Source organism: Pelagimonas sp., from assembly GCF_058892305.1.
Genome location: NZ_JBZXVN010000025.1, coordinates 39,583 through 53,280, shown reverse-complemented (window position 1 = coordinate 53,280; position 13,698 = coordinate 39,583). Strand labels below are relative to the sequence as shown.

General features: G+C 56.7%; 13 protein-coding genes. 3 read left to right on the top strand and 10 right to left on the bottom strand.

The window, feature by feature from the left end:
- Positions 1–19 precede the first annotated feature (19 nt).
- From AC5EFR_RS10995 to iscR, 4 genes are all read right to left on the bottom strand, one after another.
- A complete protein-coding gene (locus AC5EFR_RS10995; protein ID WP_493575866.1) occupies positions 20–298 on the bottom strand; it encodes a hypothetical protein in 279 nt (92 codons plus the stop codon).
- 24 nt (positions 299–322) lie between these two features.
- The gene (gene sufB, locus AC5EFR_RS10990; protein ID WP_493575865.1) at positions 323–1,843 is read right to left on the bottom strand and encodes a Fe-S cluster assembly protein SufB; all 1,521 of its coding nucleotides are present in this window, start codon (positions 1,841–1,843) and stop codon (positions 323–325) included.
- Positions 1,844–1,857: 14 nt separating this feature from the next.
- The gene (locus AC5EFR_RS10985; RefSeq protein WP_493575864.1) at positions 1,858–2,901 is read right to left on the bottom strand and encodes a cysteine desulfurase family protein; all 1,044 of its coding nucleotides are present in this window, start codon (positions 2,899–2,901) and stop codon (positions 1,858–1,860) included.
- A gap of 64 nt (positions 2,902–2,965) precedes the next feature.
- Positions 2,966–3,436: a Fe-S cluster assembly transcriptional regulator IscR gene (iscR, locus tag AC5EFR_RS10980; RefSeq protein WP_299924888.1), complete on the bottom strand. Its 471-nt coding sequence runs from the start codon at positions 3,434–3,436 to the stop codon at positions 2,966–2,968.
- Positions 3,437–3,644: 208 nt separating this feature from the next.
- Between iscR and AC5EFR_RS10975 the strand changes: the two genes are divergently transcribed.
- From AC5EFR_RS10975 to AC5EFR_RS10965, 3 genes are read left to right on the top strand one after another with little or no spacing between them, the layout of a single operon-like run.
- Positions 3,645–4,298 carry an alpha/beta hydrolase gene (locus tag AC5EFR_RS10975; RefSeq protein ID WP_299924891.1) on the top strand — a complete coding sequence of 218 codons (654 nt, stop codon included), beginning with the start codon at positions 3,645–3,647 and terminating at the stop codon, positions 4,296–4,298.
- Between the two features lie 54 nt (positions 4,299–4,352).
- Positions 4,353–4,634 carry a hypothetical protein gene (locus AC5EFR_RS10970; protein ID WP_493575863.1) on the top strand — a complete coding sequence of 94 codons (282 nt, stop codon included), beginning with the start codon at positions 4,353–4,355 and terminating at the stop codon, positions 4,632–4,634.
- 35 nt (positions 4,635–4,669) lie between these two features.
- Entirely contained in the window at positions 4,670–5,260 is a 591-nt protein-coding gene (locus tag AC5EFR_RS10965; RefSeq protein WP_493575862.1) for an HD domain-containing protein, read from the top strand.
- 59 nt (positions 5,261–5,319) lie between these two features.
- Here the strand turns inward: AC5EFR_RS10965 and AC5EFR_RS10960 are convergent, their stop codons facing one another.
- From AC5EFR_RS10960 to AC5EFR_RS10935, 6 genes are all read right to left on the bottom strand, one after another.
- Positions 5,320–5,748, bottom strand: coding sequence for a DUF1801 domain-containing protein (locus AC5EFR_RS10960; protein ID WP_493575861.1), 429 nt, complete (start codon positions 5,746–5,748; stop codon positions 5,320–5,322).
- Between the two features lie 17 nt (positions 5,749–5,765).
- Positions 5,766–7,160 carry a dihydrolipoyl dehydrogenase gene (gene lpdA / locus AC5EFR_RS10955; RefSeq protein ID WP_493575860.1) on the bottom strand — a complete coding sequence of 465 codons (1,395 nt, stop codon included), beginning with the start codon at positions 7,158–7,160 and terminating at the stop codon, positions 5,766–5,768.
- Positions 7,161–7,233: 73 nt separating this feature from the next.
- Positions 7,234–7,818 (bottom strand): DUF924 family protein, encoded by a 585-nt coding sequence (locus AC5EFR_RS10950; RefSeq protein WP_493575859.1) that lies wholly within the window; start codon positions 7,816–7,818, stop codon positions 7,234–7,236.
- 118 nt (positions 7,819–7,936) lie between these two features.
- A complete protein-coding gene (locus AC5EFR_RS10945; RefSeq protein ID WP_493575858.1) occupies positions 7,937–9,202 on the bottom strand; it encodes an MFS transporter in 1,266 nt (421 codons plus the stop codon).
- Between the two features lie 112 nt (positions 9,203–9,314).
- Positions 9,315–10,373 carry a tRNA preQ1(34) S-adenosylmethionine ribosyltransferase-isomerase QueA gene (gene queA / locus AC5EFR_RS10940; protein WP_493575857.1) on the bottom strand — a complete coding sequence of 353 codons (1,059 nt, stop codon included), beginning with the start codon at positions 10,371–10,373 and terminating at the stop codon, positions 9,315–9,317.
- A 17-nt stretch (positions 10,374–10,390) separates the two neighbouring features.
- Positions 10,391–13,672 carry a YhdP family protein gene (locus AC5EFR_RS10935; RefSeq protein ID WP_493575856.1) on the bottom strand — a complete coding sequence of 1,094 codons (3,282 nt, stop codon included), beginning with the start codon at positions 13,670–13,672 and terminating at the stop codon, positions 10,391–10,393.
- Between the last annotated feature and the right edge of the window lie 26 nt (positions 13,673–13,698).

Sequence of the window (13,698 nt, the reverse complement as noted above, 5' to 3'; positions counted from 1 at the left end):
TCTCTTTTTATCCACTCGGTCATTTGGCCAAACTCGTGCTTATCGCAATGGTGAACAAAACCGCGCTCATGAAGCAAATTGTTCCTGGTCTTTTGCTGGCCTCCCAGCGGCGGTCGAACCACGTCCCTTGAACATCCGGATTCTGAAGTGTCGTCGTGAAATCCCACACATACCAAAAAGCAGGAAAGGCAAACGCGAGCAGAACCACATCCCCGTAGGGAGCACGACCATAAGCAACAATCAAACTGGCAAGTAAACCAATGCAAATTGCGATCATGTATGACATGACGTTGCCCATGCGACGTGCCCTTTCCGAAGCGACTTACCCCACCGACCCTTCCAGCGAAATCGCCACCAACTGCTGCGCTTCCATCGCGAATTCCATCGGCAGCGCTTGCAGCACTTCCTTACAGAACCCGTTCACAACCAAGGCCACCGCCTCTTCTTCGTCCATGCCGCGCTGGCGGCAATAGAACAGCTGGTCGTCATCCACCTTGGATGTGGTCGCCTCATGCTCAACCCGTGACGAGTTGTTCTTGACCTCAATATAAGGCACCGTGTGCGCCCCACATTTGTCGCCAATCAACAGGCTATCACATTGGGTATAGTTACGCGATTCCTTGGCCTTAGGGTGCATCGACACAAGACCGCGATAGGTGTTCTGAGCAACGCCCGCGGAAATCCCCTTGGAGACGATCCGCGATTTGGTGTTCTTGCCCAAATGCACCATCTTGGTGCCGGTATCGGCCTGCTGATGGTTGTTGGCGATGGCGATGGAGTAAAACTCACCCTGCGATTCCTCACCGCGCAGGATGCAGCTTGGGTATTTCCATGTCACAGCCGAGCCGGTCTCAACCTGAGTCCACATCACTTTGGAACGATCACCGCGACAATCGGCGCGTTTCGTCACAAAGTTATAGATGCCGCCCTTGCCGTCTTCGTCACCGGGATACCAGTTCTGAACGGTTGAGTATTTCACTTCGGCGTCTTCTTCGATGATGATCTCAACCACAGCGGCGTGCAGCTGGGCTGTGTCACGCTGCGGCGCGGTACAGCCTTCGAGATAGCTCACATATGACCCCTTGTCGGCGATGATCAGGGTGCGTTCGAACTGGCCGGTGTTTTCGGCGTTGATACGGAAATAGGTCGACAATTCCATCGGGCAGCGCACGCCCGGCGGCACGTAAACAAACGACCCATCCGAGAACACAGCGCTGTTGAGCGTCGCATAGAAGTTATCCGACACAGGCACCACGGTGCCGAGGTATTTCTTGACCAGCTCAGGATGTTCGCGAATTGCCTCGGAGATCGAACAGAAGATCACGCCAGCTTTCTTCAATTCGGCCTGAAAGGTTGTGCCGACGGAGACGGAATCAAACACCGCATCAACCGCAACCTTGCGGCCTTCGGCGGGCATGTCTTCGGCTCCTTCAACTCCGGCCAAAATCATCTGTTCCTTGAGCGGAATGCCGAGTTTCTTGTAGGTTTCCAAAAGCTTGGGGTCGACATCATCAATCGACTTGGGCTTTTCGGCCATGCTTTTGGGGCGGGCATAGTAATAGATGTCCTGAAAGTTGATCTCAGGATACTGAACCATCGCCCAATCCGGCTCGACAAGCTTTTCCCAACGCGAAAACGCTTGCAGACGCCATTCGGTCATCCACTCGGGTTCGTCGTTCTTTTCGGAAATCAGACGCACGATATCGGGGTTCACGCCTTTGGGGGCGTATTCCATCTCGATCTCGGTGTCCCAGCCATATTTGTAGGTGCTGACAGCCGCGACGGCGTCCACAGTTTCCTGATCAACGCCTTCCTTGACGACCACGTCTTCTTTAGCTGTCATCTCATGTCCTTTTCTCATGCGGCCCGTTCGCAGTGCCGCTTATATGCCTTGAGCCACGCTTCTGCGAAACGCGTCACATCTTGTTCCGAGGTGGTGGGCCCGATGCTCACCCGGATCGCCGATTGGGCAACCCTCTCGTCATATCCCATCGCGGTCAGCACCCGGCTGGCCCGCACTTTGCCGCTCGAACAGGCGCTGCCTGCACTGATGGCAAATCCCGCCAGATCCATCTGCATCACCTGAGTTTCGCCTTTCCAACCGGGAACAGCAAAACACGAGGTATTGGGCAGACGAGTCGCGGATTTCCCGACAAAAATAGTCTCTTTCGAACCAGCCGCAATAGTTGATTCTAGAATGTTTCTAATTTCTTCGACCTTGGTCCAACAACCCGCGTCCAAATCTCGGGCCGCCGTCTCGGCCGCCGCACCAAAGCCGGCGATGCCAATGACATTCTCCGTTCCGGCACGCCGCCCCATTTCCTGACCGCCGCCTTTAAGCTGTGCCGCTAGGTCGGTGCCGCGCTTGATCACCAATGCACCAATGCCTTTGGGGCCGCCTAGCTTGTGCGCCGAGATCAAAGCCATCTCGCACCCGAGCCAATTGAACGCCACTGGAATCTTGCCAAAGGCCTGCGTCGCATCGACAACGGCCAACCCCGAAGGCAAATCCTGAACCACCCCGGTTTCGGAATTGGCCAATTGCAACGCCGTCCGCCCGGGTTCCGACACCGTCACACGCCCGTTTTGATCAACATCCAAAACCGGATCAATCCACGCGCCGACCGCATCATGTTCTATATCCGCGCCAACCAAGCCGCGCCCAGCACAGGCCAAGGCCGCCGCCTCGGTTGCGCTTGAGACAAACACCACATCCGCGCCATCCGCGCCAAAGGCGCTGGCGACTTGTGCTCGGGCGCGCTCAACCACGGCTTTGGCTTTGCGGCCCTCACCGTGAACCGATGACGGATTGCCAACCACATCCATCGCCGCAACCATCGCGGCGCGCGCGTCCTCACACAGAGGCGTCGTGGCATTCCAATCCAAGTAACAACGGTCCAAGGTGTTTTCTTTCCCTAAATATCCCGGGGTGAATTGGCCCTTAGGGCCCAAAGGGGTTGGCCCCTCATTCGACCTTTTCGTCGTCCACGACCGAAAACAATGTCGGCACTGCCGGACAGGGCGTCAGATCATTTTTGACCACATCGGACAACCGTGTCTGGTGCAGGAACACATAGACATGCGCGCTTAACCCTTCCCACAAGCGGTTGGTCAAGGATTGCGCCCGGCTTCCCGACAAGCCGCCCGAGGCCCCTGCCCCTTTGTGCATCGCGTCAACGGTTTCATCCACCGCGGCCAGAATATCGGCGACCCGAATATCCGATGGCACCCGCGCCAGTCGGTAACCGCCCCCCGGTCCGCGCACTGATTCGACCAATCCGGCCCGACGCAATTTGACAAAAAGCTGTTCAAGATAGGGGAGCGAGATGTCCTGACGCTTTGAAATATCGCCCAAAGTGACCAAAGCATCGGCGTTTTGCAGCGCAATATCCGTCAGGGCCACCATGGCATACCGGCCTTTTGTGCTTAGTTTCATGTCGGCCCACCCTTTTTGTTTCCCCAATGCGCCACCGGGCGGCTGATTTTCAGCTGCCCTTGCGCTAACAATTGACCTTGGCGCGGCAATTGCCTATCTGCATCAAAGCCCAATCCCGGCATCGCCAGGATTTAGAACCGTTCTAAGGTGCCCAAGCGAATTCGTCAAGAATTTGCATGCACCCGTATCAGGAGCCCGTTACCGCCCTATGCCCGAGGTCATTTTTCCTGGACCCGAAGGCCGCCTCGAAGGCCGCTACCACCCGCAAAAAGACCGCGACGCACCTATTGCGATCGTGCTGCACCCGCATCCGCAATTTGGCGGCACCATGAACAACAAGGTCGTGTATAATCTGCACTATGCCTTTTACAACATGGGCTTTACCGTTTTGCGGTTCAACTTCCGTGGCGTCGGCCGCAGCCAAGGTGAATATGACCAAGGTGTTGGCGAATTGTCCGATGCGGCGTCGGCGCTCGATTACCTGCAATCGATGAACAACAACTCCAAGCATTGCTGGGTTGCTGGCTTCTCGTTTGGGGCATGGATCGGTATGCAGCTTTTGATGCGTCGCCCGGAAATCACCGGCTTCGTATCCGTATCGCCCCCCGCCAATATGTATGATTTTTCGTTCTTGGCCCCCTGCCCAAGCTCGGGTTTGATCATCAACGGCAAAGCCGACCGTGTGGCCCCGCCTACGGACACAACGGCCCTAGTCAACAAGTTGCATGAACAAAAAGGCATCACAGTCACCCACGAAGAAGTCGACGGTTCCGGCCACTTTTTTGAAGAGCCTTACATGGATCCGATGATTGATACCGTGACCGGCTACGTCAAACGGCGCCTGACCGAAAACACACGCTAATCCTATCGGGCCGCGCCTATTGCGGCCCGCGCATTGCCCAAAACAGAGGCTGATATGTCTGTTGTAGAAGACCTCTCTGACAAGCTTGCACAAGACGTGATCAAGGCCATGGATGCCTTGGGTGATGAACAATTGCCCGAACAGGTCGCCAATGTTTTAGGGGCCTCGTCTCCGAGCTCGGAAGAAATTTTTCGCGCCGCGGTGCGTATCCGCCTTGCCGAACGCCGTGCCCGACAGTTTTTGAACGAGCATGTCAAAACGGCGCTCGAGGCCAAGAAACAAGGCAAGGACGCCCCCAAGGCGATTGCGCCCGGATCTGACAACGAACACCTCTAAGGCGGGGTACCCTGCCCGAATGCAAAGGACAGGACATGAGCACCAGCCGCCTAGACGGTCAGATGGCTTTTCTGGTCGAGATTGACCGTTTGAAATCAGTCACCCGCGCAACCACATTGTGCGATGGATCACGTCGCGAGAACAGCGCCGAGCATAGCTGGCATGTGGCTTTATATGCGCTGACTCTTGCGGATCAGGCCCCAGAGGGTTGCGACATAAATCTCGTTATCCAGATGCTTTTGCTGCACGATCTTGTGGAAATCGACGCAGGCGATGCGCCAGTTTTCGGCGATCATGACATGGCAGCCATCGAAGCGGCGGAACAGGCCGCTGCGGATCGCATTTTTGGATTGTTGCCAGACGATATTGGCGCAAAGTTTCGCGGCATCTGGGATGAGTTTGAAGCCAACACGACGCCGGAAGCGCAATTTGCCAAATCGCTAGATCGCATGGTGCCACCGGTTCAGAACCTGCAATCTGGTGGCGGGTCTTGGGTCGACTACAAAGTAGATTGGCAGATGTTTTCCGCGCGCGTGGGCCACAAAATCGAAAACGGCGCACCGGGGTTGTGGGCGTGGTTGGCCCCCAAGGCGCAAGCCTTTTTGAACCGTTTGAACGGTAAATAACCGCACCCGACACCATCGGACAGAGGGGCCAGCCCTTCGTTTTTAGCCAACTAAAAGAGTTACGTCGCGGTGATCGGCCAGCGGCGCTGGAGGTCTTCTAGCCCGGCTTGGATCAACTCGCCCAGGACATCAAGGTCGACGCGATTTAGGGCACCAAGGTACAAGCATGATTTTCCCAGCTTATGCGGGCCGAGCCGGGACAGAATATCAGAGAAATCCGCATAGCCCGGCATGATGTAGACGACCATCTTAGCCTTGCGCGGTGCAAAACCGGTGGCAAGGAATTCGCCCTCACGGCCGCTGTCATAGACATAGTGATAGCTGCCGTAACCAACGATACTTTCGCCCCACAGTCGCGGTTGCCAGCCGGTAACTTTTTGAAACAGTTCATCCAAAATCAGGGCGTCGGCTTTACGCCGGTCGGGCGCAACGGATGACAGGTAGTCACCCACCGATGCCGTCGTCATTTGCGTTTTGTTGCCTGCCATATCCTCTCCCTTTCAGGTCAGAAATGAATGGCCCGACCAAAGGCATCCAGAACCGATTCATGCATCATTTCCGACAGGGTTGGATGCGGGAACACCGTGTTCATCAGGTCCTCTTCTGTTGTTTCCAACTGGCGTCCAACCACATAGCCTTGGATTAATTCCGTCACCTCGGCCCCAACCATATGTGCGCCCAAAAGCGCCCCGGTTTTGGCGTCGAACACCGTTTTGACCATGCCTTCGGGTTCACCAAGCGCGATGGCCTTGCCGTTGCCGACAAACGGGAAACGCCCGACTTTGACCTCGTAACCCTGCTCTTTCGCTTGTGCTTCGGTCAGGCCAACGCTGGCCACCTGTGGGTGACAATAGGTGCAGCCGGCTATGCTATCTGGGTCAACCGCATGGGGTTTACCACCGGCGATAAGCTCGGCAACCATCACCCCTTCGTGGCTGGCCTTGTGGGCAAGCCACGGGGCCCCCGCAACATCACCAATCGCAAAGAGGCCTTCAACACCGGTTCGGCAATATGGGTCGGTCACGACATGCGTTCTGTCCACACGGACACCAAGGGCTTCAAGCCCCAAGCCTTCGACATTTCCGACAATTCCCACCGCAGAGATGACCGTATCAAAGGTCTCTTTTGCAGTTTTACCACCTTGCTCAATATGAGCCGTGACCTGCCCTTTGCCACGGTCCAACTGTTTGACCATGGCCTTTTCGCGGATCGTCATCCCCTGTTTGACGAATTGCTTTTTGGCAAAAGCACTGATTTCAGCGTCTTCGACCGGCAAAACACGGTCCATGACCTCAACCACGGTCACCTCGGCCCCCAGTGTGTTGAAAAAGCTGGCAAATTCAATTCCGATTGCGCCCGAACCTATCACCAAAAGCTTGTTCGGCATCCGTGGCGGATTGAGTGCGTGTTTATAGGCCCAAACCAGATCGCCGTCGGCCTCAAGCCCCGGAAGTTCGCGCGCCCGCGCGCCCGTCGCGAGAACAATGTTTTTGGCGCTTAACTCTTGAGATCCCTTATCGGTTTTGACGCTCACCCGGCCCTTTTGCGGGATCATAGCCTCGCCCATGATCACGGTGACCTTGTTCTTTTTCAGCAAATGACCGACGCCGCCCGATAACTGTTTGGCCACGCCGCGCGAGCGGTTCACCACCGCATCCAAATCATAGCCAAGCCCTTCGGCCTTGAGACCAAATTCCTTGGCGCGGTGCATAAGGTGAAAGACTTCGGCAGATCGCAACAGCGCTTTGGTGGGAATACAGCCCCAATTGAGGCAGATGCCGCCCAAATGCTCGCGTTCGACGACGGCCACCTTAAGGCCCAGTTGCGCACCACGAATGGCCGCCACATAGCCGCCGGGGCCCGCCCCGATCACGATCATGTCGAATTGCTGTGCGGCCATACGCCCCTCCTGATTTGGCATTCCTTGGAACGCTAGCGCAGGGGGGGCGGTGCCGCAACAGGCGGGCCGTTTATCAAGCCGCCTGTTTTTCCTGTAGCTGGCGCAGGGTTAGGCCATAGCCGCCTTGATCCACATAGCTTTGCTCGGCTGCGGTAAAGCGCCGGTCGAGCGCTTCGTTGCGATAGGGGAAGCGGCCAAATTGGCGGATGACTTCACGGTGCACTTGCGCGTGCAACAAGTTGCCCTCGCCGGCTTGCGGCATCCGCTCTTTCATCAGGCGCACACAGCGATCCTGATCACAGAGGTTTTCCGAGTGCATCAACGGCAGGTAAAAGAACTGGCGCGCGGGTTCGTCGATTTTGAGATCCCACCCCCGTTTGATCGCCTGTTTGGCGGCGGCCAAAGCGGCCCGATCAGAGGAAAACGCCTTGCCAGATCCGCGGAACATGTTGCGGCTGAATTGATCCATCAGGAGAATATAGGCCAAGGCCCCGCTTGGGTATGTCAACCATAAGGCAAATCGTCCGTCCATCGCCCCTTCCCAAGTGCTTTGAAACCGATCACGGATTTCTTGATCCAGCACGTCGCTTTGAACGTACCAGTCTTTTGGCTCAACCTCATCAAGCCAAAACGACAAAATCTCCTCGGGGGATGGCATAATTTTTCCTCCTGCTCCCACACAACGCAACATTGTTGCCCTGAAAATATATTAACGTGCAATGAATCTTCAACCCAAGTCACGAATTCTGTCAATTTCTAACACAACTTACGCGATTTCAGTCACCCGTTGCCTCATCGTCCAACTCTTCTGCCACTTCGATGGCGTATTCCTGCGCCACCTCGACCGCGATGGGCGTCGCGGCGGGGGACAGAGCGGTATAAAGACCGGTGTCTTCGACGGAAATGGCGTCGCGCTGGGTCATTCGGAACAAGGCGTAGCAAGACATCAAAGTCAGCAAAACCAGAATCAAAAGGAAGAACCCAGGAGGTCCAACCATCGCCATGGCCCAACCAATCACCAGCGGCCCGGCAATGGCACCAAGCCCATTCACAAACAGCAATCCCGCCGATGCGCTGGCCATATCAGAAGATTCCAAATGGTCGTTTGCGTGGGCAATCAATAGAGAATACAGAGGGTTAGCCGACCCCCCAATCGCAAATGCCGCCGCCAGAAGAACGCCAAATGAACCGCCAAACATCGTGGCGATCAAGGCCGCGATTGCCCCAATGGCAGCGCCAGCAAAGATCAGCAAGCGCCGGTCCATCCGGTCCGACATCCAGCCAATTGGATATTGCAGCACGAGCGCGCCAATATAGAAGGACGCGATAAAGAGCGAGATTTGCGCCAGCGACAGGCCAGCCTCAGCAGCGTAAACCGCGGCCATACCGAATTGAGCGGCAAAGACGCCGCCCAGCAAGAACATGCCAACCACCCCAAGCGGCGAGTAGCCATAGAGTTCACGAAGCGTCATCGGCTTGGTCGATTCAAAGGCTGGCGTGGGTGAAATCGACAGCAAAATCGGCGCAAATGCCACACTAACAAGAACCGAAGGGATCACGAACAGCAAGAAACCGCTTTCATCCGGCACCAACAAAAGCCCCTGCGCGGCGATAACCCCGGCCATTTGCACGATCATATAGGCCGAAAGCGCCTGACCTCGGGTTTCATTGCTGGCGCTGTCATTCAGCCAGCTTTCCGCCGTCACATAGACACCGCAAAAGCAAAACCCGATGATCACCCGCCCCGCCGTCCAAGCGAAAGGATCGACAACGGCGGGAAACAGAATCAACACCGCCGAGACCAATGACCCAAGTGCCGCAAAGACCCGCACATGGCCGACCCGGCGGATCATGCCCGGCGTCACGCGGCTCGCAATCAAAAAGCCGGCGAAATAGCCCGACATCACAATCGACATCATGCCGGTCGAAAACCCGGCCTCGGGTCCACGCACCCCAAGCAACGACCCTTGGAGACCATTGCCCAGCATCAAGAGCAACATGCCCAACAACAAAGCCCAGGAATTTTTCAACACGTCCAGCATGGCACCCTCACCGCTTCGAAAACAGACCCCGACCGCTAGGGTGTTGATCTGGATTCGACTGTGCCACAAACGACATGTTTTGTGAAAATGTCGTCTTTGGGACAGGTCCCGCTTATTTGCGCGGCGGCGGGATCAAAAGAGAGGCGTCACCGTAACTGAAAAAGCGGTATTTCGCGACGATGGCGTGATCATAGATGTCGAGAATACGATCGTGCCCAACCAAGGCCGCCACAAGCATCATCAAAGTGGATTTCGGCAGGTGGAAATTGGTCATCAACGCGTCGGCGACGTGGAATTCAAAACCGGGGTAGATAAAAATGTCGGTCACACCTTCATAGGCTTTGAGCTCGCCATCTTGTGCTGCGGTTTCGATCAATCGCAGAGCGGTTGTGCCCACCGGAATAACCCGCCCCCCCGCGGCTTTGGTCGCGGTGATCTCATCCACAACCGCCTGAGACACCTGCCCCCATTCGCCGTGCATTTTGTGGGTGGTGATGTCATCAACCTTGACCGGAAGGAACGTCCCTGCCCCGACATGTAACGTCACATGAGAGAATTCGACGCCTTTGGCCCGCAATAGTGCCAGCAACGCATCATCGAAATGCAGCGATGCCGTTGGCGCGGCCACGGCCCCGGTGTTGCGGGCCCAAACCGTTTGATAATCATCATGGTCTTGTGCATCGGCCGGGCGTTTTGCGGCGATATAGGGCGGCAAGGGCATCGCGCCCGCCGCATTCAACGCGGCATCAAAATCGTCACCACTTAGGTTGAACCGCAAATGCCCCTGCCCGTCTTCCTTGGTTTGCAAGGTCGCGGCCAACTCATCGGAAAAGCGAACCTCTTCGCCCTCTTTGATCTTTTTCAACGGTTTGACCAAGGCCGCCCATGTGCCGTCGGCGCGAGGCTCGAGCAAGGTCACTTCGATCTTGGCTTCGGTTTCACCCTGTGCGCTGGTCCGGCGGCGAATACCGCTTAGCCGCGCCGGGATCACCCGCGTGTCATTCAGCACCAACCGATCCCCCGGCCGTAGCCAGGTAACCAAATCGGTCACCACCTGATCGTGGATCGCGGCACCATCCGCCACCAAAAGGCGCGCCGAAGAGCGCGGCCGGGCGGGCCGTGTGGCGATCAACTCTTCTGGAAGATCGAAATCGAAATCACTCAACTGCATAGCGCAACTCGCTGATATTATTGCGACACCTTGGGCGGTGGGCGGCGAAAGATATCCCGGAACATACCGGGCGTTAAGACCGAGAGCGGATTAACCGCCACACGCGGATTGTCAACCGATCCGTTCAGATTGAAGTTGAAGCCAATCAACCCTTCGCCCTTGCGCGCGATCAATCGGCCAATCCCGTTGACGAAGTAGATCGGAGACAACACGCCCTGCATATCCATGCGGCTGGTTCCAAGATCGTAAAACCCATCCATCGAAATCCCCATTGACGGGCCAACCGCGCTGGCTTGTTTCAACACAACATTGTCAGGGGTCAGACGGAAATCGGCTTCGACATTCGAAAAGAAAATCCCCGGCCCGTTGAGCTGATCCAGAAGACCGACAATGCTGATCGCATCAAGCAACGCCCCAATGGCCGGGGCATCGCGCAGCCGCGTGCCTTCGATGTTGAGCTTGCCGTCATAACTTCCGGTGGTGCCTTTGACCGGGGCTAGGTCAAGTCGAAACGTGCCATCGGACACGGTTTTGAGATAGCCCGTGTCACGCAGGATATCTCCGGCATCCTCACCGGTGATCCGAAATGCGCTCCGCCCGTTTTGCGGAATGACCCGGCCTTGAATGTCAGCACGCTTGCCAAGACTAGCATCAAACCTGCCTTCAAGCCCTCGGGACATATCAAAATTTCCGCGGAAATTCTGCATTGTGATCGTGTCTGTGACGCGCAATCTTTCCAATGTGATTGCCATCGGCCCCCCCTCAGTCACCGCCCCGCCCTGACCACCACCGCCACCGGTGCCAAAGGTCGCCTGTCGCAAATCGACAGAGCCTGACGTGACTTCGATCGCCGGTACCTTGCCCGGCCCGCGCGACTTCAAGATCCCAGCCACGTCAAGCCACGACCCAATGCGAAGCGAGGCCAGGGACATTTGTCGAAAGCCCCCTGCCGGGGTCAAAACAATACTGCCCGCAGCATCCAGTCCGCCCGCTTTCAAGGCCAAACGGTCGATTGTCATGGGTTTGGCCAAAGTTCCCGAAAGGTCAAAGCGCCCCGTGTCATTTTGTGACAAACGCCAGCCAAGCGGAGGGATGGCTAAACCGATCCCTTTAAGGTTTGAGGACAGCGAAAACTCCGGCAGCTTTCCCTTTACCAAAGCAAGCGAGAACTGCCCGCTTCCCGAGCCGCTGACCATGCCATTTGGCAAGGCCACACCAAGAATACCCATTGTCTTGGGGGAAATCGTGACATCGGCAACCACCTGCCCCGGCCCGCCCCTGAGCGACTGTTGCCAGCGGCCGGTGGCGGGTACGCCAGAGAGCGACACAGCCCCCTTTAACGACACTTGATCGTTGGTGACAGACAGGTCCAAACTGTCAGCCGTCAGCGTGTGACCGGGCACAAGTTTGGCCGTGCGCACATCCCGCAGGCGCCCATCTATCACCATATTAACATCGGCAAGCTTGGTGCCCTTGACCAGCGGCAACTCAACTGAGCCGCGAAACGCCACCTGTCCAGACGCCAAATCCACAGGACGTTTGATCTTGCGCATGACCTGCCAACGCTCATTGTCAAGCAGGGACAACCCGGCCTCAACACTGCTCTGCCCCGCGAGTTTAAGCTGCCCCATCGCAGGTTTCTGTTTCATATCGGGAATGACAAATTCCGAACCGGTCAGGTCGATAACACCGCCTTGTTTTGGCGTCATTTGTCCGGCGTCCAAGCGCAGGCTCAGGCGATTGCCATACATCGACATCCGCCCTGCTCCCTTTGTGACCGGTGGCAACGCCCGGTTGACGGTCACAACGCCCTGCGCAAAACGAAAATCCAAATAGGTTTTCGGCTTTTCGCCCGGTTCAGCCCGAAGCGCAAAGGTTGCGTCGCTTAGCACCCCGGCCTGAACATTATCCGCAACCCACTTGCGCGGTTTCGGTTTAAAACTAGCCGGCCAAAAGGACAGTACCTGATCCGGTTGGGTTTCTTCGGCGGTTGCATCCAGAGAGATGGCCCAGCCATTGCTCCGGGCAACCAACTCCCCCCGCGCTTGTAGCGGAAAATCCGGGTCGGTAACCCGTATATTTCCCAATGACACCTGAAACGGGTTCAACCGCATTTTGAACGCCATTTCAGCGCCCGACACATCCAGCGCCCGCTCAAACAAGGCCCCCTTGGCAAGCTTGATATCGGACAGGCGGAACTGGCCAATCAACGCTTTGGGCCAGCCAAGGTCCAACCCCTGCAGCTGGGCCGTGCCCTCGGCCGCGATATGTCCAAGCGATGACGACACTGAAATTTCGTCAAACGACAAAAGTGCAGTTTCCGGATTATAGGTAAAATACGTCCGCGCACCGTCAAACGGCACCGCCTTGGTTGCCCGGTTTGGCTGTAAAACCCCTTTGCCGATCTGTAGCGTGGCGTTCAGCACCCCCAAAGACCCGTCTTGACGCATTCTTGATCGTAGAGCGCCTGAAATCGGGGCATCCAGTTCCTCTAGCCATGCCAAAGCCGGGCTTTGCGTGGCGATGTCGCGCGCCCCAAGGTCGTCAAAGGACAGGCCGAAATTCAACGCTGTATCGCCAATCTCGCTATCTGCGTTAAGCGAAATGGTCGCCACACCGTCCCCGCCCCCCAAAAGAGCAACGTCTCCCGAAAGTTGCAATTCACCGTCTTTGCGCAGCAAACGAACACGCCCGCCATCCGCCGTCCAACCCTTGCGGGCCCGCTTGTCTTCAAAGCGAAGCGTCAGGGCGTCAGCCTCAAACAGGTTGAGCTCAACCAAACGCGGATCCAACATCGCCTGATCAATCTGGTGCAAAATCTCGGTCACATCGGGCATATCGGTGTTTTCGGCAAAAGCATCGCCAAGCGCCAAACCAAGCCGCCCTTGTTCGTCGCGCTGCAAGGTCACAAAAGCACCGGACACCTGTGCCTCTTTCAACACCAGCTGGCCGCGCAACAAGGCGGCGGGTGACAAGCCAGCTTCGATATCAGAAAGCGCCGCGATCTGACCGCCCTGTTTGTTCTGGATCGACACATCCCAAAGGATCACCCGCGCCAAGCCACTGCGCTGAACGAGCAAACTCATTTTGCCAAAATCTATATCAATGCCGGGCACCGTTTGGGCGATGCGCTCTTCGATCTTGTCGCGCAACCACGGCGGCGCATCAACCGGGCGGCCCACCATCAAAACCGCCCCAACACCGACCGCAATCAACACGACGAACAGCGCCAGCATCGCAATCAACCCGCTTTTACGGCGACGGCTGCGCGGCGGTTTTTGATCTTCGGTATCGCTCAATTCATACCCACTTGCTGCCCGGTCCT